General features: G+C 57.3%; 25 protein-coding genes. 15 read left to right on the top strand and 10 right to left on the bottom strand.

The window, feature by feature from the left end:
* Positions 1 to 283: 283 nt before the first annotated feature.
* The 13 genes from HKX44_RS02245 (at position 284) to HKX44_RS02185 (ending at position 5,846) form a co-directional block, all read left to right on the top strand.
* Positions 284 to 589, top strand: a complete 306-nt coding sequence (locus HKX44_RS02245; protein WP_276149676.1) for a hypothetical protein — start codon at positions 284 to 286, stop codon at positions 587 to 589.
* Positions 590 to 711: 122 nt separating this feature from the next.
* Positions 712 to 1,026, top strand: a complete 315-nt coding sequence (locus HKX44_RS02240) for a hypothetical protein (RefSeq protein ID WP_276149675.1) — start codon at positions 712 to 714, stop codon at positions 1,024 to 1,026.
* A complete protein-coding gene (locus tag HKX44_RS02235; protein WP_276149674.1) occupies positions 1,023 to 1,202 on the top strand; it encodes a hypothetical protein in 180 nt (59 codons plus the stop codon). The genes HKX44_RS02240 and HKX44_RS02235 overlap by 4 nt, the downstream gene beginning before the upstream one ends.
* Positions 1,203 to 1,238: 36 nt before the next feature.
* Positions 1,239 to 1,454, top strand: a complete 216-nt coding sequence (locus HKX44_RS02230; protein ID WP_276149673.1) for a hypothetical protein — start codon at positions 1,239 to 1,241, stop codon at positions 1,452 to 1,454.
* The gene (locus tag HKX44_RS02225) at positions 1,451 to 1,912 is read left to right on the top strand and encodes a hypothetical protein (protein ID WP_276149672.1); all 462 of its coding nucleotides are present in this window, start codon (positions 1,451 to 1,453) and stop codon (positions 1,910 to 1,912) included. Before HKX44_RS02230 ends, HKX44_RS02225 begins: the two co-directional genes overlap by 4 nt.
* The gene (locus HKX44_RS02220; RefSeq protein WP_276149671.1) at positions 1,909 to 2,184 is read left to right on the top strand and encodes a hypothetical protein; all 276 of its coding nucleotides are present in this window, start codon (positions 1,909 to 1,911) and stop codon (positions 2,182 to 2,184) included. Before HKX44_RS02225 ends, HKX44_RS02220 begins: the two co-directional genes overlap by 4 nt.
* Before the next feature lie 16 nt (positions 2,185 to 2,200).
* The gene (locus HKX44_RS02215) at positions 2,201 to 2,536 is read left to right on the top strand and encodes a hypothetical protein (RefSeq protein WP_276149670.1); all 336 of its coding nucleotides are present in this window, start codon (positions 2,201 to 2,203) and stop codon (positions 2,534 to 2,536) included.
* A 38-nt stretch (positions 2,537 to 2,574) separates the two neighbouring features.
* The gene (locus HKX44_RS02210) at positions 2,575 to 3,390 is read left to right on the top strand and encodes a DUF2303 family protein (RefSeq protein ID WP_276149669.1); all 816 of its coding nucleotides are present in this window, start codon (positions 2,575 to 2,577) and stop codon (positions 3,388 to 3,390) included.
* Between the two features lie 59 nt (positions 3,391 to 3,449).
* Positions 3,450 to 3,710 (top strand): pyocin activator PrtN family protein, encoded by a 261-nt coding sequence (locus HKX44_RS02205; protein WP_276149668.1) that lies wholly within the window; start codon positions 3,450 to 3,452, stop codon positions 3,708 to 3,710.
* A gap of 28 nt (positions 3,711 to 3,738) precedes the next feature.
* Entirely contained in the window at positions 3,739 to 3,930 is a 192-nt protein-coding gene (locus HKX44_RS02200; RefSeq protein ID WP_276149667.1) for a hypothetical protein, read from the top strand.
* A gap of 278 nt (positions 3,931 to 4,208) precedes the next feature.
* Positions 4,209 to 5,285, top strand: a complete 1,077-nt coding sequence (locus HKX44_RS02195; protein WP_276153179.1) for a DNA cytosine methyltransferase — start codon at positions 4,209 to 4,211, stop codon at positions 5,283 to 5,285.
* Between the two features lie 32 nt (positions 5,286 to 5,317).
* Positions 5,318 to 5,590 carry a hypothetical protein gene (locus tag HKX44_RS02190; RefSeq protein ID WP_276149665.1) on the top strand — a complete coding sequence of 91 codons (273 nt, stop codon included), beginning with the start codon at positions 5,318 to 5,320 and terminating at the stop codon, positions 5,588 to 5,590.
* A gap of 13 nt (positions 5,591 to 5,603) precedes the next feature.
* Positions 5,604 to 5,846 (top strand): hypothetical protein, encoded by a 243-nt coding sequence (locus HKX44_RS02185; protein ID WP_276149664.1) that lies wholly within the window; start codon positions 5,604 to 5,606, stop codon positions 5,844 to 5,846.
* Positions 5,847 to 6,475: 629 nt separating this feature from the next.
* Here HKX44_RS02185 and HKX44_RS02180 read toward each other — a convergent pair.
* From HKX44_RS02180 to HKX44_RS02145, 8 genes are all read right to left on the bottom strand, one after another.
* Positions 6,476 to 7,213 carry an ATP-grasp domain-containing protein gene (locus tag HKX44_RS02180; RefSeq protein ID WP_276149663.1) on the bottom strand — a complete coding sequence of 246 codons (738 nt, stop codon included), beginning with the start codon at positions 7,211 to 7,213 and terminating at the stop codon, positions 6,476 to 6,478.
* A gap of 2 nt (positions 7,214 to 7,215) precedes the next feature.
* On the bottom strand, positions 7,216 to 7,734 hold the full coding sequence (locus HKX44_RS02175; protein WP_276149662.1) for an SMI1/KNR4 family protein: 519 nt from the start codon (positions 7,732 to 7,734) through the stop codon (positions 7,216 to 7,218).
* Positions 7,735 to 7,743: 9 nt separating this feature from the next.
* Positions 7,744 to 8,646, bottom strand: coding sequence for an HNH endonuclease (locus HKX44_RS02170; protein ID WP_276153178.1), 903 nt, complete (start codon positions 8,644 to 8,646; stop codon positions 7,744 to 7,746).
* 8 nt (positions 8,647 to 8,654) lie between these two features.
* A complete protein-coding gene (locus tag HKX44_RS02165; RefSeq protein WP_276149660.1) occupies positions 8,655 to 9,074 on the bottom strand; it encodes a hypothetical protein in 420 nt (139 codons plus the stop codon).
* Positions 9,075 to 9,480: 406 nt separating this feature from the next.
* Complete coding sequence (locus HKX44_RS02160; protein ID WP_276149659.1) at positions 9,481 to 10,644, bottom strand: M20 aminoacylase family protein; 1,164 nt, start codon at positions 10,642 to 10,644, stop codon at positions 9,481 to 9,483.
* 24 nt (positions 10,645 to 10,668) lie between these two features.
* Positions 10,669 to 12,069 (bottom strand): TRAP transporter large permease, encoded by a 1,401-nt coding sequence (locus HKX44_RS02155; RefSeq protein WP_276149658.1) that lies wholly within the window; start codon positions 12,067 to 12,069, stop codon positions 10,669 to 10,671.
* 99 nt (positions 12,070 to 12,168) lie between these two features.
* Positions 12,169 to 12,798, bottom strand: coding sequence for a TRAP transporter small permease (locus HKX44_RS02150; protein ID WP_276149657.1), 630 nt, complete (start codon positions 12,796 to 12,798; stop codon positions 12,169 to 12,171).
* Between the two features lie 99 nt (positions 12,799 to 12,897).
* Complete coding sequence (locus HKX44_RS02145; protein WP_276149656.1) at positions 12,898 to 13,914, bottom strand: C4-dicarboxylate TRAP transporter substrate-binding protein; 1,017 nt, start codon at positions 13,912 to 13,914, stop codon at positions 12,898 to 12,900.
* A 475-nt stretch (positions 13,915 to 14,389) separates the two neighbouring features.
* On the opposite strand from HKX44_RS02145, the gene acs reads away from it, so the two are divergent.
* Together acs and HKX44_RS02135 are read left to right on the top strand one after the other, a co-directional pair.
* A complete protein-coding gene (gene acs / locus HKX44_RS02140; protein ID WP_276149655.1) occupies positions 14,390 to 16,348 on the top strand; it encodes an acetate--CoA ligase in 1,959 nt (652 codons plus the stop codon).
* A gap of 104 nt (positions 16,349 to 16,452) precedes the next feature.
* On the top strand, positions 16,453 to 17,007 hold the full coding sequence (locus tag HKX44_RS02135; protein WP_276149654.1) for a flavin reductase family protein: 555 nt from the start codon (positions 16,453 to 16,455) through the stop codon (positions 17,005 to 17,007).
* Between the two features lie 6 nt (positions 17,008 to 17,013).
* Here the strand turns inward: HKX44_RS02135 and HKX44_RS02130 are convergent, their stop codons facing one another.
* Both HKX44_RS02130 and HKX44_RS02125 read right to left on the bottom strand, forming a co-directional pair.
* Positions 17,014 to 20,811, bottom strand: a complete 3,798-nt coding sequence (locus HKX44_RS02130) for a translocation/assembly module TamB domain-containing protein (RefSeq protein WP_276149653.1) — start codon at positions 20,809 to 20,811, stop codon at positions 17,014 to 17,016.
* Positions 20,811 to 22,610, bottom strand: coding sequence for a BamA/TamA family outer membrane protein (locus tag HKX44_RS02125; RefSeq protein ID WP_276149652.1), 1,800 nt, complete (start codon positions 22,608 to 22,610; stop codon positions 20,811 to 20,813). Before HKX44_RS02125 ends, HKX44_RS02130 begins: the two co-directional genes overlap by 1 nt.
* Between the last annotated feature and the right edge of the window lie 89 nt (positions 22,611 to 22,699).

The following is a 22,699-nucleotide window of genomic DNA, read 5'->3' as shown; positions in this document are numbered from 1 at the left end:
TTTCCTCAAATTTTTACTACCGCCCCGAAAGGCAAAAAAAAGGGGTGGTCGCTGCAAGGCCACGCCGAGCGATTCTCATCTACAACATTAAGCTATGAGAACATTAGGGGAACGTCTAGACGGCAGATTTACTGCCGCCTACCACCACTTCCACTAGTGGTTGTAGGGCAATCATAGAAGTGCCATTGTGGCTTAATCGGGCATAGGGCCGCCGCCTCCTACAGAAGTAGCTATTTCAACGGCAGCCAACCACGAACCAAATTGCATTACGAGGATTTCTCAAATGAACGAACCGAAATCAGACCTAGTCACATCCGCAATGGCAGACCAAGCAGAAAAGCGCCAATTGACTGCAACCTTTGACGAAAGCACAGGTCTCTCTTGGCTCTGGGCGTTTCTGTTTGGGCCGCTGTATTTCTGGGTTCACGGCTTCGTAGCGAGAGGCTTTGTGCTCCTTTTGATCTGTATTTGCACCTTGGGTTTCGGAATACTTATCTCCCCTTTCATCGTTTATCCCGCATGGCGAAAAAGAGCGGAGCGCAAAGCCGATGACATGGTAACCATCGCAAACGCCCGCGGATCAAGATAACCAAGACAACAGCCACTCTTACTAACTGATTCGAACTGGAGTGGGTTTTAAAACCCATTTATAATTGACTTAGGTTTAAAAACCTATAAACCATGCATCCATACCCACAGGAGATTGGATGCATGAACGTTAATCAAATCATTATCACTTCCGCGCCAGCGCAACCAATCACCCCCGGTGAATTGGTCAGCGACGACATGCTGCGCACTCTGGCCCGCATCGACGAAAACCGCGCGGTTGGCGAAATCAGCGCCGAAGATCAAAGCATCTTGGCGATGTACCTGCCCGACATCTGCGGCGAACTGATTGCCCGCCGTGCCATCATGCGGACCGAAGACGGCGGCGCACCCTTTACGGATCCGCACAACCACGCTGAAGAAATTGCCAATGCCCGCGCCGGATTCTACACCCCACCGAAAGACGGGGTGCCGGTATGACCACGGATGATGAAACGCGGCTGGCAGATGCCCGCGCCATTTTGGCCGACATCGCCCATCACGACGATTTCACGGCACAACGCGCAGCTTCCACCGTCTGTGCATTGAGCGACGATGCCAAAGAGGTGAAAGACGCCCGCCGGTTGGGCAAACGTGTTGAGGAGGCTTTAGGATGACAGCCCCCACCCCTAACTCCTGCGGGAGGTGCTGAGATGCCCGAGCTACCGCAATCAGCCCGCTTCTGGATGATCTGCCGCAGGCCCGCTGGACCAAACTCAAAGACAGAACCGCGACAGCGCTATTCCAGTTTCGCCGATGCAGAGCGCGCCGCTGAAAAGCTGGCCGCACAGAATGACGCAGAATTCACCATACTGGAGACCGTCGCCGTCGCGCGGCCCACAGATCAGAGCTTTGGATCACTGCTATGACCCTGCACCAGCTTCACAACACCCTAGCCGCCTTCCTGTCACGGATCGAAAGCAAAGCGGGCACCGACCTGCATGATGCTTTTGTAGGTGAAGTCATAGAGACCGGCGGCACTTTTGTGGACCTGCCCAACGATGCCACCAGCCACCTGTTTGAAGTAAGTCTACACAACGTGGTTGGTCGCGGCGCATCCGATCAGGAGGCATTTACAAGCTGGCAACGGGCTGCACAGCGCATCGTTGACTTCGCACCGAACACCGCCCGCGCTGCAAATGCAGCCGCCCAACTTGCCGGAGGTGGGCAATGCGCCGCCTCCGGCACCTTTAGTGGACAGCGTGATGTCGGTGAAGCCCGTGACCTACCCACATTCCAATGCGCCCTTTGGCCCGAATGCGCCTGCCCCGGTGGAACCACACGCCCGGAATGCCCCGGCCAGAAAAGCTGTGTGGGCGCGCAATGAACACCCCGGCGCGCCAAAAGTTTGACGATCTGAACCCCGCCGAGCAGGCAGGGATCATCTGCAACGATGCCCGCTTTCAGAAGTTTGCCGCGACCCGCAGCGGCTTGCCCGGTGAACAGTTCAACGCCACAGCCGCCGCCGAGTACCTGCGCACCGTTTGCCAGATCACCAGCCGCCGCCAATTGAACCATCGCGGCCACGCTTACTGCCGCTTCATGGCCCTGCGTACCGAATTCGACGCATGGACCGGAAAAATCGCAACCCCACGATAGGGAAGGAACCACATCAATGAAGATCGATCACTCAATCAATTTTCTCGAATTCATCCAAAGCTTTCGGCGCGGCGAACTGCTGCGCGAAGGCGATCAGCAATTGACCAAAGTCATTGAGGCCATGCACGAAACGGGCGGTGACGGCGAAATTGCACTCAAACTGTCGTTCAAACGGAACAAGGCGGGGCAGATCGAATGCACTCCGAAAATGACCCCCAAAATCCCTGCCCGTCCGATGGGAACAGGAATTTACTTTTCCGATGATGATGGCCGCCTGACCCGCCGTGATCCCAATCAATTCGACATTGAAGACGAGATCGAGCGCCGCCGCACGGCGGACGCAGCCGAGTGAACCAACCACCTAAACTCTCAAACCAAGAGGAACCAACGATGGACGATCCAAACCAAAACCTGCCTGAGAATGCCCTCAAGACAGGTATCCTTGCAGCTGCACTGGCCAAGCCCCTGATGGAACACAGCGACGGGCGCAAGCATGCGCTTGTGCCACAGGGCTACACCCTTCAAGAGGTTACAGACCCAAACCACCTGCCGCCACACATCAAGCAGTCAATCACAGTCGATGACCGCGCATCACTGACCGCCTACGCAAACCGGTTCAGCGACAATCGCAGCATCATTATCGCTGACTACGATAGCGGCCAGATCGCGGCCAACTTGGATTGGCACACAAACAACGACCAAGAACTGTTGCCACAACAGGCGGCACACAGCGTGACATTGGTCCTGCGCGATTCCGAGGAATACAAACGCTGGGCCAAGATGGAGGGGGAATTCCACTCACAACAGGAATTCGCGTTCTTCATTGAAGAAAACGTGGCGGACGTTGTTGATCCTGACGCCTCTACCCTGCTCGAAATCTGCCGTGAACTGGAAGCCACACAAGGTTCATCCTTCAAGAGCGGCACACGTTTGGACAACGGGGACCGCACGTTCATCTACGAAAACGAAACCCACGTGAAAAATGATCTGGTCGTACCCACTGAGATCAAGCTGGCAATCCCACTTTATCAGGGTGAGGAGCCAACCGAGATCAAAGCCAAATTCCGGTTCCGTGTCCGGCCTGATGGCCTGCTTTTGGGGTTCAATTGGCACCGTGTTGAATATCAGCGCCAAGCCAAATTCACCGAATTGGCTACTGTCGCCGCCGACGAAACGGGCCTGCCGGTCTTTTTCGGGCGCTCCTGATTTCTCTTTCTGGCCCTTGGCAACAGGGGCCAGCGACGGAAACCAGAAGAGTACCGGAAATGAACACAGCCTTCTTACTTATGGCCCAATACGATGGCCAAGCGGTGATACCGGCGGACAGGGTGCGCGCAGACTATTTCTCGCACCTGACCCTTCCTAAATTCCTTCGCAAGATTAGCGAAGGCCAGCTGGCCCTGCCCATTGTGCGCATGGAGACCAGCCAGAAATCCGCCAAGGGTGTCCACCTTCAAGATTTGGCTGACTATCTGGACGCCCGCCGGGCGGTCGGTCAGCGCGAATTCAAGCAGATGTATGGTTGAATTTCCACCCACTGAAAGGATCACCATTATGCCAGACAACAGCATCGAAGCTGACGCGATCCGCTACCGCCACCTGCGCGGAAAAGACGTGTACACTATTTGTCAGGGCGGCGTTTTTGCAGGCCAGACACCTGAGAACGTCGTGTTGAGCGAAGAGGACCTTGATGAGGCAATTGACTTAGAAATCGCGGTTGCTGCCGCAATATCACAAAGGGACTGATCAATTGCCAGAAATCAAAGAGCCAGTCTTTGCCCAAAGAATGGATGCCAATCCAGACGCACCCATTTGGACGTGCGCCAGCCCCGTTGGTGTTTTCAACTACGGCACAGACAATACAGGACAACATTATTGGCAAGGACCGGGCGAACGCATTTTGGGCGTTGACGTCCCATCGCTTGAAACCGCCGCGATGTGCGCGCGAAACGCATACTTCAAAGCTGTCGCGACACACCCCGTCACGGCGTTACTCAAATAACAACGAGAAGAGACCGCCCAGAGTGTCTGTGTATTACAATGAGGTCGAACCATATGCCGCTCAAACCCTTCGCAACCTCATTGCAGCAGGCGAAATCCCAGCCGGAGACGTGGACGAAAGAGATATCCGAGATGTCAAACCGTCAAACTTGGATGGCTACACGCAATGCCATTTCTTTGCAGGCGTGGGCATCTGGGCCATGGCGCTGCGCGCTGCCGGATGGCGCGACGATCAACCCATCTGGACAGGATCATGTCCCTGCCAACCTCTCAGCGCGGCAGGCAAGGGCCTTGGGTTTGATGACGAGCGGCACCTTTGGCCCGACTGGTATTGGCTCATCGAACAGTGTCGCCCTCAAGCGATCCTTGGAGAACAGGTTGCGAGCAATGACGGCCTCAAGTGGGCGGACCTTGTACAAGCTGACTTGGAAGCGGCGGACTACGCCTTCGGGCCTGTCGATACCTGCGCTGCGGGCTTCGGCGGGTACCACATCCGTCAACGACTTTATTTCGCATCGATCGACAACCTGTTGGCCGACACCTCTGGTCAGCACCGGAGACTGGCAGAAGGACGCGAATGGCAACAGGTGCTTGAAGATATCTGGCGCGGCGCAGATGACAGGCTGGGCGACCACAAGTGCGCGGGACTGGAAAGATACAGCCGGAATGGCCACCAGCGGGCAAAACCCAGACGGCAGCATACGAACACGGACCGATCAATTGCCCCGACAAGTCATTCTGACGGGATGGCCGACGCCTCGGGCAGCGGACGACCAAGCGGGGCCAGACTACCAGACCAAGACGCGCGGTGCGGGCGGCATGAGCCTGCCGACGACTGCAGCGATCACCGGTCCAGCGCGATTGAAATGCACGGGGCAGCTGCTGACTGGCTGCACGGCAGGGATGGAAAGTGGCGGCCAGTTAGACCCGGATCATTCCCGCTGGCTGATGCGTCTCCCGGTCGCGCTGGCCAGCTGCATGCCATCGGAAACGGCCTTGACCTTGCGCAAGCTACCGCAGCCTGCCGTGCCTTCATGGAACGAAACGTGGACCAGCTAGACGCTGCGCCGGCGCACGATCTTTTCGAGTGGTCAGCCTGACCAAAACAACCACCAGAAAAAAGGACGGACAAATGACACCAAAACAGCGAGACCTTGCGCGCCATGCACTAGGGCTGCCCAACAATGACAAACAGTCATACCGCAACAGGTTCGTTACCAACTCAGGTTGTCCCGATCACAAAGAATGGATGCAGATGGTTGCGAAAGGTCATGCTTGGCGTCGCGCAGGCTCCGAGCTTACTGGCAGTGATGATTTGTTCGGTATGACGCTGAATGGCGCGCGCGCAGCACTGGAACGTCGTGAGACGCTATGCCCCGAAGACTTCCCGAAACAGACAACGTAGAAAGACATCAAACATGACCGAGCAAACTACACCAAAGAGCCCATTGGACACTGACGAAGCCAAAACAAGATTTGCAGAAGACCTTGAACAATTAAGGGATAACCTCGAATCTCGATTTCACCAGCACCTTGAAGATGGCCAACCCGTCGCCGCAATGGAAGCTAGGCTGTTAGCAAGATTGATCGAAACACGGGAGTTTGAAGCTGCGAAGCGATGGGCCGTAGAGTACCAGGGCAGCTTGGATGACGGGCATTAGTACCCGTTTTCCATAAAATCAGAACAACAATCCGAACAACACATTTTGTAAATTCTATTCACCTCATTGTTTTTAAAGGTAAATTTATTTACATCCCTCCAGTCCATCATAGGGGCCACGGACATGCGCGAATGCCAGCAAACATCTGACTTTGTTGTATTTATCACCACAAACCCACCTTGCACGCAGCGCTCGTTATATGCTTTTCAGCCCTATTTTTGCTCGTTCTGTCCTAACTGAACAATACCTGTCGTCCAATATGGTCCAGTGAGTAGAACGCAAAAATGGTTCGACGGCCTATGTCGCACAGATCAATGTCGGGCGAAATGGCAAATGGGCACACCGCAAAAGCAGAACCTTCGGCAAACCACATACGACGCGTGGTGAAAAAACGGATGAAGGAAATCGGCGATGCCCATGACGCTCTGTCAGCCATCAAAAGCTACGATATCGTCCGGTTTGCCAAAGACCACGGGGCGACACCATGGCCTGTCAAAGTCGGAAACGACTTGTCGCACCTTAGCGCAATCCTTGTCATCGCTCCCCGGCAGGACCCATTAACCCTGTATCGCCCTGCGGGTTTGATGGATTTTTCAAGACGCGGCATAAGAGGCATGTACATTGCTATTTTAGCTTACAAATCGGAACGACCCGTCAAAATCGCCCCCATTGTCCCAACTGAACAGGCAGGCATCTGCACGCCGTATAAACGGATTTAGCTCAATCAATGAGGTGGCTCCGATGCCGCCCGTGCCTGTCTGAACAGATACATCGACAATGACCGTTGGCAAATGCAGCTTGGGCAAAAGTACATTCAGGAACGCAAGGATGCTGGCGCGAATGGCCTCATGGTGTTGATGAATTTCGGGAAAGGATTTGTCCCACCAATACTGTGACAAGCCCACCAAGACACCATCACGGATGAACAGGCGAAATTCGCTCCACTTTGGGATATCAACCCACGGGGAAACCACCAGCGACAACGGATATCCCTCTTCGATCGCATCGGTGAAAAAGGCGGCGACCCGTTCATTCGGCGAACACATCACATTCATCGCATCTTCAATATCAAAGCAGGGCGTCTGGGCGACTTCGGGCTTTTTGAAACTGACACTGCTCAGCCGCAAAAACGCACCTTGGGGTAATGTGTCGCCAATCATGGTTTCAAGTGCAGGTAGAAACGCAGGCGTGTCTTTAATAAACCCAGCAAGATCATAACGGCCGCAGAAACTCGGGGTCGCACTGCCCAAGAGCAGCATATCATCATGGCCAAGCGCAATCAGATCTGCGGGTGGGGCAAACTCGACCAGCGCGTCAGGCCAGGCATCGCGATAGGTCGCTTGCCATTTTTTCGAGAGTTGAAGCACCGCTACAGGTTGTCCCAGTCATCAAGATTGTAGAGAAACCCGAACAACGTATCCGCGCAGCGGGCCAGACCCTGAGTGTTGTTGCCTGTCCCCCAAGGGTCACTGGCCGTTTCCCAAAGGTATACGGCATTGTCCGTTGGGTCGGTGCCATTGGCCAACAGGTTGGTGTGACCCGCGTCTGCCGTGCCGATAAACACCATATCATGAGGAAAGCGGTCGGGGAATTCACGGCCTTTTCGAAATATCTCAAAGTTGTCGATAACAGATTGCAACGGTTGGAACGGCACCTGTAATTCATGTTTGGTCTGTGCGCCGTCCGGCCAAGTCGCCAGAAAGTAATAGCCAAAGCCATGTTCAAATTCGCCAGCCGTTTCCAACAGCTCTTTATACTGGGTGGGCAGACGGCAACCCGTAGTTTCTAGCAGCTTTGCGAAATGCGCCTTGTTCCAATACAGGGTAGCAGGTGCATAATCGGGGTCCTCTTTGAAACGGGACAAAGCCATATCGAGTGTGATTTCCATGTGATCGCCTTAATAGAGTGGGCTTCGGACCATACTTGCACCACCAGAGTGCGGAACGCCACCTGTTGCAATGCGCGTACCACTTCCGGGTGGTGTGTAGACCGTATTATGAATGCGTTGGTCGACCAAATACATGCGTTGCCCATCTGGGCCATGGTGCCAGGTGCGGCCGGTTTCCATGGAGCGCGACCAGGTGCCACCGTTGCGCACGCGGGCCGCCTCACGGGCTTGATGGTAATCGCCCCCCGGAGAGGAACTGTGATTGCCTTGCATATTGGGAATTCGCACCCGCGAGTTTGAAAAAGGCGCAAAGTTCGGGTGACCGTTTCGATACCGTACGCCACTCAGCGGGCTTTGCCCGTTTGCGGCGCGCGTTGCATTGGTGTCCTGTAGGGCCTGATACGCAGGCGTGCCGCGATCCGGTGTCCATTTGCTGTTGCCCGGTTCTCCCGACCATGTGCCGCCCCGCGGCGTTCGAGTGCCCCATTGTTGGCGCGCCCTGTCCCGACGGCATTGCTGGCTGTCGCAATTTTCTAATGCCTCACTATACCCACGCTGCGCTTGTTCGCGCCGTTGCGCCCAATATTCGTTGGCTGCCGCCCGTCTAACCTGCGTTTGATACGCCCTTTCCGCCGCACTTGCGCGTTCCCATTCATTCAACATCGCCTCGGAACGCAGGATCGGGGTAAGACCTTCCAAAGCGGCACCGAAGCCCCCGCCAGAGCCACCGCGGTTCAAGCGGCTAAGCCCATTTACAATACGGCTTCGCGAGGTGCTGCCAGGACGGGGGCCAATGCCAAAATGCGCATTACGCACCGTGTTAAAGCGGTTCACAGCCAGATCACGCGCATTGCGGGACGCGGTCAGCATCGAACTCATGCGCGCGTTGGGGTTTCGGACAAGATTACCCATGCTTCGACCTATTCGATACCCAAAGGATGTGGTGAAATCTGGTGCGGGAACCAATAGAGGGAGTCTTGCCCGAACAGGGCATCAGAGAACTGGTCGCCGGTCACCGTTTCATAGATCAGCGAAATGCGCTGTTTCGGAGATAGATCATTGCGTTCGATTGCTTGCTTGAACCCATCGAAGCGCCAAAAATCCGGGCCTACATCATTCATCAGGGCCAGAAACTGGCCTTGGTCTTCGCGCGTTTCAAACCCAAAGTGGCGGGCATATTTCAACCCGTTTATGTGCATCTGGTAAAGAGCGCGGCGCGACACGCCATTGAACGCCTCGGGAAAGTGTTCGGGCAGAAAATCATCAACAAACCAAGTGACAAAACTCTCATCGGTTTGCCCCTCTTTCATCTGTGCGCGCGTCAATTTAGGAGCGGTCAAACCAGATCTGCCTTTGGTATTCACAGGGTTGCATTTTACTGGGTATTTCCCAAGTAATCTCGGGTAATTATGAGTTTGACCGGTTTCGAGGGCGTTTTCAACTCTGACGGTGATGTTGCCTGCAAAATTATCTTATTTGGTGTTCTGCCTGGGCGTGGCGCGCGTCAAAGTGCGCAAGAGACCAGCAGCGAAGATAGAACTCCAGCACTTAGCCACCGTACTTCAGAAACAGGACAACAAGCCAAAGCCCCCCACACGACAGACTTCTTTATGTAGGGTCCTGCCTCTGGGATTTATATGGGAAAACTAATACCACCCCGATCCATCACGGGGTCAAAGACAAACAGGCGTGTTGATCAACCAGTCTGTCAGGTCTTTGCATTCGGGGCGACAGTAGAGCCCCTCTTTATGCTACCAGCCGGCGTTCCACGATCCGCGCCATAATCGACGCCCCTACCGGCAGCAATTCGGGATCCAGGAAAAAGCTGGGATTGTGCAACCCTGTGGTGCCAGAGTGGCCGACGCGGCAATACGCCCCCGGAATAACCTTGAGCATATCGGCAAAATCTTCGGAGCCAGTGGCGGGTTCATCTGTGTCACTGATGTTTTCACGCCCGACGATATCGGCGGCAGCGTCCATATAGGCATCCGACAGGCCGCTGTCGTTCATCAGCACGTCAAAGACATTGCGCAGTTCAATATTGATCGTGACGCCGTAAGCCACCGCAAAACCGGCACAAAGTTCGCGCATACGGGTTTCGACAAGCGCGCAGACCTCGTCTTTGAAATAGCGGATTGTGCCAGCCAATGTGGCCGTGTCGGGCACCACGTTATAGGCGGCACCGGCATGTAGCTGCGTCACCGATAAGACGCAGGTGTCCAAGGGGGCCACGTTGCGCGACAGGATCGTTTGCAGACTGCCCACCAGATCCGCGGCGATCACCAACGGGTCGCGTGACTGTTGCGGCGCAGCGGCATGACTCCCCTTGCCCTGAACCGAGATGTCGAAAAACGACGCCCCCGCCATCGCAGCACCTTTGCAGATGCCAACGGTGCCCGGTTTGCCGTTGGGGGAATTGTGCATTCCGTAAACTTCGTCACAGGGAAAGCGGTCAAACAGCCCGTCCTTGATCATGGTGCGCGCGCCGCCAAGCCCCTCTTCGGCAGGTTGGAAAATCATCACGGCTGTCCCGGCAAAATCGCGGGTTGCGGCCAGATGTTTCGCCGCCCCCAGCAACATAGTTGTATGGCTGTCATGGCCACATGCATGCATCACACCGGGATTGGTCGAGGTATAGGCAAGGTTGGTTTCCTCGGTGATCGGCAGTGCGTCCATATCGGCACGCACGCCAATGCGGCGCGCCCCTTCGCGGTTACCTTTGATGATCCCGACAACGCCGGTCTGGCCGACGCCGCTATGCACCTCGTCAACGCCATATTCACGCAGCTTATCAGCAACAATGCCGGCTGTACGGGTCTCGGTGAACCCGATTTCGGGATGGGCGTGCAGGTCTTTGAAAATCGTCGTCAGCTCGTCCGTACTGGCGTCGATGATGGGCAGAACAGCCATGGTGTATCTCCTATAGTCGGGGCATCAGCCCACCAGTGAAGGCAGCCACAAAACAATGCCTGGAAAGGCGACCAGCAGTGCAATGGTCACACCATCAGCCAGAAAGAACGGTGTGACCCCTTTGAACACGTCCTGAACCGTCAGGTCATCACGCACCCCGGCAACAACAAAACAGTTCAGACCAATCGGCGGGGTGATCAGACAGAATTCAGCCATTTTGACCACCAGAATGCCAAACCAGATGGCGCACATCTGCCCTGACATGCCAAAGGCCGAGTCAGCCGCCAGAACGGTTTCGCCACCGTTCAGCGCCATCACCGCCGGATAAACCACAGGTAAGGTCAGCAGCAACATGCCGATCGCATCCATGAACATGCCCAGCACCGCATAGGCCAGCAAGATACAGATCAGAATGGTTAGCGGAGCCATATCAAGCGACGTGATCCAAGCAGCAAAAGCGTCCGGCAATTCCGCAAAGCCGAGAAAGCGCACGTAGATCAACACGCCCCAGATGATGGTGAATATCATCACCGTCAACTTGGCCGTGTCCAACAGCGCCTCGCGCAGCTGGGTCCAGCGCATGCCTTTCCACAGGGCCATCAGGAACACGATAAACGCGCCCACTGCCCCGCCTTCGGTCGGGGTGCCCCATGCGTCACCAAAGGGGTTGTAAACAAAGAAGATGATAATGATCACCACCGCAAAAATCGGCGAGGCTGGTGGAATGGACTCGAACCGCTCGCGCCATGAATAGCCGGTCACCGGCGGGCCGACGTTTTTCCAGATCATCGCGATGCCAATGATCAGCGCAGCATAGACCACAGCGGAAAAAGCGCCGGGAACAAAACCGGCCAGCAGCAGTTTACCAACATCTTGCTCCACGATGATCGCATAGATCACAAGGATTGCCGACGGCGGGATCAGCGAGGCAAGCGTGCCCCCAGCCGCCACCACACCGGCGGCGAATTGTTTGTTGTACCCGATCTTTAGCATCTCGGGGATGGCGATACGCGCAAACACTGCGGCCGTGGCCACCGATGCGCCAGAAACAGCGGCGAAACCGGCAGTGGCAAATACGGTCGACACCGCAAGCCCGCCCGGCACCCATGCAAACCAACGTTTGCAGGCTTCAAACAGGGCCGTGGTAAGCTTGGCGTAATATGCCAGATACCCGATCATGATGAAAACCGGAATCAGCGACAACACCTGCGCCGAGACTTTGGAATGTGGCGTAAGGCCGGCAATCTTTACACTGATTTCAACCGCCTTCCAAAACCGGTCGGGATCATAGTCAAACCCGTTCCAACGCAACCAAACCAGCCCGACAAACCCTGCCAGACCGGCGGCAAAAGCCACCCGCATACCAAGGACCACAAAAACCAGCATCCCAGCGGATACCCATATACCAATCTCAATAGGTTCCATCAGGATGTTCCTAGTTCTAATTGCATCGGCTGGCCCAATCTTTCGTTCTGGACGAAGGGGCCTGTCGATTGGTTGTTTTTAATCTTTCTTGGAAACATCCTAGTCAGCTCCTTCCAGCGCGTCGGCCTCAAGCATGGCCTGTTCAGCAACGGACAGGTTCAACGGCACCGCCACCGGGTTCTCCAAACCCAGCACCAGCGCACGGCCATAGCCCCAAGTTTGTAGCAACAAGCGCAGCACCAGCACCGCAAAGGCCACCGGCACCACCAGTTTGCTGGGCCATATCGGCAGCCCCACATCAATAGAGCTGTCTCGGCTGCACAACGGGCGCGCGCAATCAAAAGAGCGGCCAAAATGTTCCCATGCGCCATAGGTCAGCGCAACAACCAGAACCAAAATCAACACCACCGAAATCAGTTCGAACAGCCACAATACGCGACCCCTCAGCGCCGAAACCAGCATATCCATACGGATATGGGTGCCGTCGCGCTGGACATAAGACACCCCCATGATGGCAATGATCGGCATCGCCGCTTCAATGTAGTCCACATAACCCATCATCGGCGCGCCAAAGAACTTGCGCGACGTCACGGAATAGGCTGCAAGGAACATCAAGGAAAAAATCGCAAGACCGGACAACAGAGCGCAAAAACGCTCGATCGGCAGCAACATTCGGTCAAGTTTACTGAGGAGGCTGGAATCTTCCAGCACTGCGGCGGATCCAGCCATAGCGCTATCCTTTGTTGTGGAGGGTGTAGCGGGGGTCACCCCGCCCTAGGGCATATTGCGCCCCAGGGCGGGACTGTTCTTGTCAATCACATGGCCGGATCAGTTACCGGCTTTGGCGTCCGCCAGTGTCTTGACCACCAGATCATAGAGTTCCTGACCGGGCAGGCCCTGCGCTTCCATATCGGCGATCCATGCATCCCGTGCGGGGGCAGCCGCCGCTGCGCGGAACTCTTCGATCACTTCCGGTGCGATCTCGACTTTCTTGACGCCCTTCTCTTCCAGAACGGAATCCCACTTTTTCAACAACTCGCCATAGTTGGCCAGATAGTGATCCAGTGACTCCTCTACGGATGAATCAAGCGCTTCGCGTTCCTTGTCGGAAAGCGATTCATAGGCGTCTACGTTCACCACAACCGGGCAGTTCACCGTGCCGGGATTCAGGTTCGCCGTCCACCAATCCGCCTGATTGATCGTACCAAAGGACAGGTGCGCGTGCTGGGCGAAGGCCACCGTATCAACAACACCGGATTCCATTGCCTGATAAGCTTCGGTCGCGGTGACCGATGTCGGCACAGCGCCAACTGCCTCGAATGCACGGCCCAGGCCGCCAGTCGCACGGACACGCATCCCCTTGAAATCCTCAAGTGTCATACGCGGATCACCGGTGCCAACAATGTTGTACTGTGGCATGGGCGAGGTCATCAGCAGCTTTGCGTTCCACTGTGCCATTTCATCCGCCGCGGCGGGGTGTGAATAGACCGCCTTGGAAACTGCACGCTCCTGTTCGAGGTTTTCAACCCCCAAGAATGGCAACTCAAGCACGGTAACAACACGGTTTTTGTCGGCGTGGTACCCGGCACAGAACTGCGCCATTTCAAAAGCGCCGATTGAAATCCCGTCAAGGTTTTCGCGGTTCTTGGACAGGCCGCCATAGCTGATGTTCATGGTGAACGCGCCGTCGGTTTTCTCGCTGACCAGCTCGGCCAGTTTTTCAACATGCTCGGTAAACGCACGGCGCTTGCCCCAGACGGAAACATTCCATTCCGTGGCCGCAGCCTGTGATGCAAACGCGAAAGAGATGGCGCAGACAGCGGCGCCGCTCAGAAACTTGGTCATTGGTATTCTCCCGTTGATGCGCGCCCTCTTCGGCCCGCTTGCAAAGACGCTATCCTGAGGCAAGGGCGCTGCCAACCCCCGCCGCATCTGCCTGTTCCTTCTTTCATGGATTTCGCCCTGTGTTCCCCATGCCCTCCTCCGAAGCGGGAGAGACAACCGGCGTTCGCACCCCGAAAGGCAGAAGAATGGCGTATGTTTGACAGGCCTTTAGTCGCAACCTGCCTTACAACAGCGTCAGGCGACCGTCGGAAACGTTGACAAGAAACAGGGTGAAAAGTCGGAAAATAAGAATTTTCCCGCTCGAATATTTACAAATAGAGGGCCATTCGGTGAAAATATTTTACAGATAAATCCCCCCTTTCCAGATACTTATTCCCTTCCGTTCACAGCCCGTTATGATCGCGACAAGGAGCGGGACTGCGGCATGACTGGTTTCATGGGCTGCCCCGAAAGACTGCCAAGGGAGGGATCTATAATGTCTGAAACAGCTGGAAAAACATATCCGCCGTCACAAGCAATGGCCAAAGGCGCGCATGTCAACGCTGAGAGCTATGCAAACATGTACGCCGCATCGGTCAATGACCCTGACGGTTTTTGGCGCGAACAGGGTGCGCGGGTAGACTGGATCAAACCGTTCACGCAGGTCAAAGATGTCGATTACACGCTGGGGAATGTCCATATCAACTGGTACGCGGACGGTGCGTTGAATGTTTCGGCCAATTGTATTGACCGCCATCTTGAAACCCGTGGTGACCAAACGGCAATCATTTGGGAGCCGGACAACCCTGACGACAGCGCGCTGCATATTTCCTATAAGGAACTTCATGCCAACACCTGTAAAATGGCCAATGTCCTGCGCGACCTTGGTGTCGGCAAAGGCGACCGTGTGATCCTTTACCTGCCGATGATCCCTGAAGCGGCATATGCCATGTTGGCCTGTGCCCGGATCGGCGCAATCCATTCCATTGTTTTTGCCGGTTTCTCGCCGGACGCATTGGCCGCGCGGATCAACGGGTCCGACGCCAAAGTTGTCATCACCGCCGACGAAGCACCGCGGGGCGGGCGCAATACCGCGCTGAAAACCAATGCCGATCAGGCATTATTGCATTGCAAGGACACCGTGAAATGTCTGGTGGTCAAACGCACCGGCGGTCAGACAACATGGGTCGAAGGCCGCGACATCGACTATAACGCCTCGGCTGCTGAGGCAGAGGCCACCTGCGAACCCGAAGTGATGAACGCCGAAGATCCGCTGTTTATCCTGTATACATCTGGTTCAACCGGCCAGCCCAAAGGCGTGGTGCATACCACAGGCGGTTATCTGGTCTATGCAGCCATGACCCATGAGATCAGTTTTGATTACCATGACGGCGACGTTTACTGGTGTACTGCGGATGTCGGTTGGGTCACCGGACACAGTTATATCGTCTATGGTCCGCTGGCCAATGGGGCCACCACGGTGATGTTTGAAGGCGTTCCGACCTACCCGGATGCCAGCCGCTTTTGGCAGGTTTGTGAAAAGCACAAGGTCAACCAGTTCTACACCGCGCCAACAGCTTTGCGTGCATTGATGGGCAAAGGCGATGATTTTGTAAAAAGTGCCGACCTGAGCAGCCTCAAGGTGCTGGGCACCGTTGGTGAACCAATCAATCCCGAAGCGTGGAAATGGTACAACGAAGTGATCGGCGGCAACCGGTGCCCAATTGTAGATACCTGGTGGCAGACCGAAACCGGCGGCCACTTGATGACGCCCCTGCCCGGTGCCCATGCAATGAAACCGGGGGCAGCGATGAAACCGTTCTTCGGGATTAAACCCGTCGTGCTGGAGCCAACGACAGCGCAAGAGTTGCAGGGAAACCCGGTTGAGGGCGTGCTGTGTATCGCCGACAGCTGGCCGGGTCAGATGCGCACCATCTGGGGCGATCATGAGCGTTTCGAGAAAACCTATTTCTCGGATTACCCGGGTTATTACTTTACCGGTGACGGCTGCAAACGTGACGAAGATGGCGATTACTGGATTACCGGACGTGTGGACGATGTGATCAATGTCTCCGGCCATCGCATGGGCACCGCCGAAGTCGAAAGCGCGCTGGTCGCCCATGGCAAGGTCGCTGAGGCGGCTGTGGTTGGCTATCCGCACGACATCAAAGGTCAGGGCATTTACTGCTATGTCACCCTGATGGGCGGCGAGGAACCCAGCGAAGAGCTGCGCGCGGAACTGCGCAACTGGGTGCGCACGGAAATCGGCCCGATTGCGTCCCCTGATCTGATCCAATGGGCCCCCGGATTGCCCAAGACCCGCTCGGGCAAGATCATGCGGCGTATTCTGCGTAAAATTGCCGAAGATGATTTTGGCACGCTGGGGGATACATCGACCTTGGCCGAACCTGCGGTAGTGGACGATCTGATTGATAACCGGATGAACCGCAGCTAGGCCGCATTTGCGCATAAAATCGCCGCGATCCCGACCTGTTATTGTCGGGGTCGCGGTTTACGTTTGATCCACCGCGCCTCCCGCGCATCAAAGAGGATCATACGATGGGCATCTCTGGACAAATCATTGCCGCCGTGTCACCGCAGGCCCCGATGGACCGCGATATGACCCCTTTTACCCCGACAGACGGACAGGCCCTGCGTAACGCTTTCGGGCGGTTTGGCACCGGCGTGACCGTGATCACCACACAGACCGCCCAAGGGCCGCTGGGCATGACGGCAAACTCTTTTTCCTCGGTGTCCCTTGCCCCCCCGCTGGTCCTGTGGTCCGCCGCCCTGCAATCAAAGCGCCACGACGCCTTTGCGCAGGCCGACCAGTATTGCATCCATATTCTGGCTGCCAGCCAGCAGGCGCTGGCCAGCCATTTTGCCGGACAGGGGCATGATTTCTCCGGTTTTGACTGGACCGTCGGGCCGCAGGGCGCACCACAGCTTGCCGGCTGTCTGGCCGCGTTCCACTGTACCCGCTTTGCCGTCCATCCGGCGGGAGATCATTCGATCATCGTCGGTGAAATCACCGACGCCGCAGCCTGTGACGGTCAAGGCGCAGGATTGCTTTTTGATCAGGGACGGTTTGGCAGTTTTGCGCCGCAAGGCTGATCCGCCTCAATAGTCCTTTTCGAAAAAGATACCGATGCTTGAATTGCCATCCGACCCCAGCGTCGCCTTGCCCTTGAGATGCGAGCTGATGTCAAGGTTCAGGGACACCTCGCCGGTGCCGTCAGAGGCTGCCGTGACATCGGTATAGACGTTTTCAGAGATATACTTCCCAGCCCGCACAGCGGTCGCCCCGCTGTCGGTTGTCGTGACATCCAGATCGTCCAGCCCAAAGCCTGCCCGAAGTTGGGTGATCACCCCCTTGCCGCCACGACCGGCCAGAACCGCCACAGCATTGGCCAGTTGCAGCGCCTGCAACGGCGAGATTTCCGACAGGTTCCGGCCAAAGAGCAGCTGTGCCAGCACCTCGTCTTGCGGGGCCTCGGGGGAGGATTCAAATGTCACGTCCGGCGCATTCGCCGCCCCCTGCACGACCACCCGCACCTCGCCGGTATCGGTCGGCGTGACCGACACAAAGCGAATATAGGGGATCAGGTCACCACGGAACTGGATTGAACCTTCGACCAGATCAAACCGTTTGCCCAGAATATCCAATCGACCGCGCAACAAATCAAAGCGACCCGCAGAAATCATCCGGCTCGTGGTGCCCGTAACCGTCAACGCGCCGCCCAGCTCCGCATCAAGGCCACGCCCGCGCACGAAAATTCGGTTCGGGGCATTGACCTGCACATTCAGGCCAAAACCCGCACCGGCCTCGGCTGTCGGGTCCACACCCGCGTCGGTGTTTTCAAGTCCCGCCTTGCGCCGCGTGGCGATCACCGGACGGGTGGCACCGATATGGTCGATCGGTGGAATATCACCAATGCTGGTCAACCCTGTCGACGGGACGCTCACCTCGGTTTCACCGATATTCACCTGACCTGATATACGAGCCCCCCCGGTCAAGGGTCCTGCCAGACGCAATGCGCCACTGACCGAACTGCGGTAGAGCTTTGGGTCAACCAACACGACATCCTGCACCCTGATGGCCAAATCCGCCGGCAGCGCCCCTGTCAGAACCACAGAGCCATTGACGTTAAGGCTGCCGCCATTCGAGGCCTGCCCCGTCATGTCAATCTGGGCGCGGTTATTGGCCAACCGGATGTCTGCCGCAATGTCTTGTACGGCCACCCGCAGGTTCGGTGCGGTAAAGGTGGCATTCGTGGTCTGGATTGTACCCGAGACAGATGACAATGCCGGACGTCCGTTCACCGCCAGATCAAACCGCGCCTGCCCTTGCAGGTTGCGCGGTGCGAGGAAAGGTCGGCTCAGCCCCAGCGGTGCGGTGCCGGTCATGTCCATGTTCAAGGTGCCATCAGCGTTGACGCGCCCGGTCAGGCGCGCCTGCGTGCCTGCCGGTCCGTCAGCATCAGTTTCCACCGCCCACGCCGTGCCCTGCTTGCGGGCTGACCCGCGCAGGTTCAACGGCCCGTTCACACGCTCTACAAACGCGCCGATGTCAGGCATGGAAAAAGTGAAATCTACATTGGCCTGCGGCCCTGTCACCGTACCGCGCACTGATGCGCGCGCCGCACGGGGGCCGCTGGCCTGCGTGTCGATCTTCAAACCACGGTCGGTCTGACGCAACGTGCCGCGCGCCGCCAAAGGCCCGTTCATCCCCGGAACCAATGGCGCGACATTTGGAACCGATGCCTCGAATGTTACATCAAGGGCCGGCGACACCTGCCCCTGTACACTGGCGCGGCTTTGGTAAGGGCCGCTGGCATCGGTGCTGATTTGCCACCCCTGAGGCCCATTGCGCAGCGTGCCTTTGGCCGTTACCGGGCCGTCGATCTGGCCTGCAAAGGGCTTCACATTCGGCACATCCGCGGTGAAATCCAGCGCGGCTTGCGGCCCCGTGGCCAAGCCTTTGGCGGTCAGGGTCGCGCCGTAAGGGCCATCGGTTTTTGCGTCAATGTTCCAGCCGCGACGATCCTGTCGGGCCGTGGCGCTGACACGAACCGGTCCGCCATATTGCGGCACCACCAAAGCGATGTCATTCAGTGTAAAATCGGCCTGCGCGCTGCTGTCATCACTGCGCAACTGCGCCGCCCCTGTCAGGCTCAGCGCGTCATTCTCCAACACCACTCCCCGCAGGAAGGTACCGTTCTCGTCGCGTTTCGCCGCCGCACGCAGGGTGGTTTGCCCTGCCAGAACTGCATCGGCCTGTGCGATACCCAGCGCCAGATCGGTGGTGCTGCCGCGCAGCGCAAGGTCGAACTGCCCGCTCAGCAAGCCAATTTCACCCTCCAGTGCCAGCTGGGTCTGCCCGTCCAGCTCGCGCCCGGCGAGGGCCGAAAAGCGGCTAAGGTCGGTGGCATCAAGCTGGGCATCCAACTGTGTCAACAAACCTGTTTCAAGGCCGGAAATCCGCGCCCCCCCGGTCAGCCCGTAGTCTGTGCCGGTCAAGGAAAGATCGGCAAGTTGCAAAGGTTGGTCTTCGACATAGAGGATATTGGCACGGCCCTGAATGGCGCGGCCAAGCGCCTCTGCCAGAGCGGCGTCGCGTGGACTTAGCCCGGCCACATCAAAGGTGACATCGCCCTCAAACCGCCCAATCCGCCCCGCATCAGCCGCAAGGGTGCCGTCCAGCGCAAGGGTGGTGGTGTCGATATTCAGATCAGTCAGTGACAAGCCTGTGATGCCAAAGCGGGCTGCAATATGGTCGCCCTGTGCCGCGTCGTAATCCACACGCAGATCAACGGTGTTCACGGATGTCCCGTCCCCACCAAGCGGCAGCAGAACGGGCCCGCCGTCACGCTGTGCAACCTGCCCTGAAATATCGATCAGCGTGGGCCAGTTGTCAGCATTCAACGCCAGCCTACCCGCCAAATTTGCCGCCTCAGCGCGCAGGGCAAAATCGGACACTTCGACGGCACCATCCGACTGTAACAATGCGTCAATCTTTAGCCCGACGTCCGTGCCAAAGAAGGCGCGATATCGCGGGGCCAACACGGCGGTAATGTCACCACCGATATCCGCGCGCACACGCCGATCCGGCGTTGCAGCGGCGCGGCGCGGTGTTTGCGCGCTGAGGGTGATCTGCCCCGCCAGCCGCTCCTGCGCATCTGTTGCCATCTTGATGTCAGCGGTGAAATCATCCAGCGGCCCCGCCCCCGCAACGCTGAGGTCAATAGAAGGCTGGCCCGGAATATTCAGCAGCTTGGATGCAATGCCTTCTTTGCCCTCGCTCAGCGTCAGCAACAGATCCAGCAAGCTGTCGCTGCGGTTGAAATCCGCCTTGACTTCGAATGTGCCGCGCCGGGCATCCGTCCGGTTGGCCTGCAAATCTACCTTGCCTTCGGCATCGTTCAACGTCGCACTTGCCTTCACCCGCAGCTGTGCCGCCTCTCCCAGAATCGGGGCACCAAGGTTGATCTGTTCGATCGAAAACTGCTCCAGCAAGATCGAGACCGGCAGATCGGGCAAGCGGAACGGGGCCGCTTCCGCATCAGGCAATGCGTCGTCCTGCGCATTGGGCAAACGCGGCAGATCCAGCTTGCTGGCGCTCAGCTGCTCGACCTCCAGCCGGCCTCGCAAAAGTGCCGAACGGTTCCAGTCCAGCACCACATTCTCCAATGTCAGCCAAACGCCATCCGCATCCGCGATGGTCATCCGGTCAAAACTGGCCTCAGAGCTGAGTGCCCCACGAAAGCCGTCGATACTGACCGTGCGCCCCCCGCCGCTTAGCGCGTCTTGTATGGTGCGGGTCAAAAAGCTCTTGTCGTCACTCTGCGCAACGGCAGGAATGGCGGTGCCAAATGCCAGCAGGAAAACAACAGCGAGGTAGGTGAGAATATACCGCATTAGAACGACTGCCCGATGCCGATGTAAACCTGATAGTTATCTTTCGCTTCGGGGCCTGAGGTCGGTACGGCCACATCCACCCGAATGGGCCCGATACCCGTGTTATAGCGCAGCCCCAAACCCGCACCGGAATGCCATTCACCGGTGCCGTCATAAAATTCCTCGGCACCGACATAGCCGCCATCGACAAATCCGACGACAGAAAAACTGTCACTAACCGCCACCCGGGCCTCGGCGGAAACCGCAACGAAACTGCGCCCACCTGTGACATTGCCCCCGCCCAAATCAACGCCCAGCGCCTGATAGGCCTGTCCGCGCACGGTACCGCCGCCACCCGAATAAAACAGATAGTCCGCCGGTGCCTTGCTCAGATCGGGGCCATAGACCGACCCCAATTGCCCGCGCAGCGCAAATGTAACCGGACGCGCAGTGCCGAAAGTCCGGTAGGCCCGGGCATCAACCGACGTACGCAGGCCGTTGTCCGCGCCGCTGATGGCCAGAAACGGGGTAACGCCCGCTTTGATATAGAACCCGTCGGTGGCATTCAGTGGGTTATCGCGGTAATCAAACTCGGCGCTTAACGGCAAGGTCAACAGCGTATAGCGGTTTTCGCCAAAGGCATCCCGCGTCTTGGCCCGGCGCAGCCCAAGGCCCAGCGTATAGGTGCGTTCTTCGGAAGCGATCCGTTCAATGCCGGCTTCCAGATCCAGCTGGCGGGAAAAGAAGTTCACCTCATCAAGCTGTTCGATCTTGGCCAGCGCATAGAAATCGGTGTCTTCGTTAAAGGTCGCGGGACGTTCAAAGCGGGCGGAAAGGGAATAATCCTCGCCGCCGGAATCGCCCCCAATGCCAGAAATCTCGCCCGCGATGCGCAGACGTTCCGCGCCACCAAAGAAATTGCGATGCAACCAAAATGCGCTTAGGGTCAGCCCTTCCTGCGTGCCAAGTTCGGCCCCATAGCCAAACCTGCGCGGCAGGCTTTCTGTAACTTGGGCGGTCACGGGCAAAGTATCATCCGGCCCGATCTGCTCGGCCTCTGTCAGCGCCACGGCGTTAAATGCACCGGTGCGACGCAAACGGCCTGCTGCCAGCCGCAGCTCCTCTGGGGAATAAACCTCTCCGACCGGCAGACCGGCAATATCCACAATCCGCTGTGTGCGTACAGCCTTGTTGCCCGCAACCTGCAAGCCGCCAAAGCGCAGCTTTGGTCCCGGCGCAAGCCGCAGATCGGCACTAACGGTTCGGTCTGGGTGATTTGCAGACAGGTTTTGCGCGGCCAGCGTTGCCTTGGCATGGCCCTGCGCACGCCACCCATCAACGCCCGCGGTCACGGTATCTTTCAGGACGCTCAGGCTGGCAGTCTTGCCACGTGCAAAACCTTCGGGAATGTCAGTGCCCGCCGCAACAGGTGTTAGCCTGGCCTTATCGAAACGAAACTGCGGGCCGGTATCGACAGTAATTTGCGCATGGGCAATTTGGCGCGGGGCCTGCACCGCCGGAATGGCAGCAGCATCTATTCCATCCAGCCGGATCGTGATCACCGGTCCGAAATATCCCGCATCATAAAGCACGGCCAGCAGCCGCCCGTAATCAGCCTGTGCGGCAGCCACGATTTCCTGACTTGTGGCGGCATTTTCGGCGCTGGATTGCTCGATCAGCAAGGACCCACCCGCCAGGGTTTGATAAAGATCACCGCCCACAGGGACCCCTTTCAGAGTCACTTCGGCCGCAGACAGGAAACCGGCCGCAGAAACAAACAGCCCCGCCGCCCCTGCCCTGATCAAGATTTTCAGACGCATTTGCTCAACCACATTTTTCACACCGCATGCCCGTTGATTTCATCCACCAGCCGCACAATGGCGCAGGCCAGTCTGGTATTCGGGTCTAT

Source organism: Sulfitobacter sp. M05, assembly GCF_029285175.1.
GTDB lineage: Bacteria > Pseudomonadota > Alphaproteobacteria > Rhodobacterales > Rhodobacteraceae > Sulfitobacter.
Note: the sequence above shows the minus strand (reverse complement) of the source record. Positions and strands in the feature narration are given on the sequence as shown.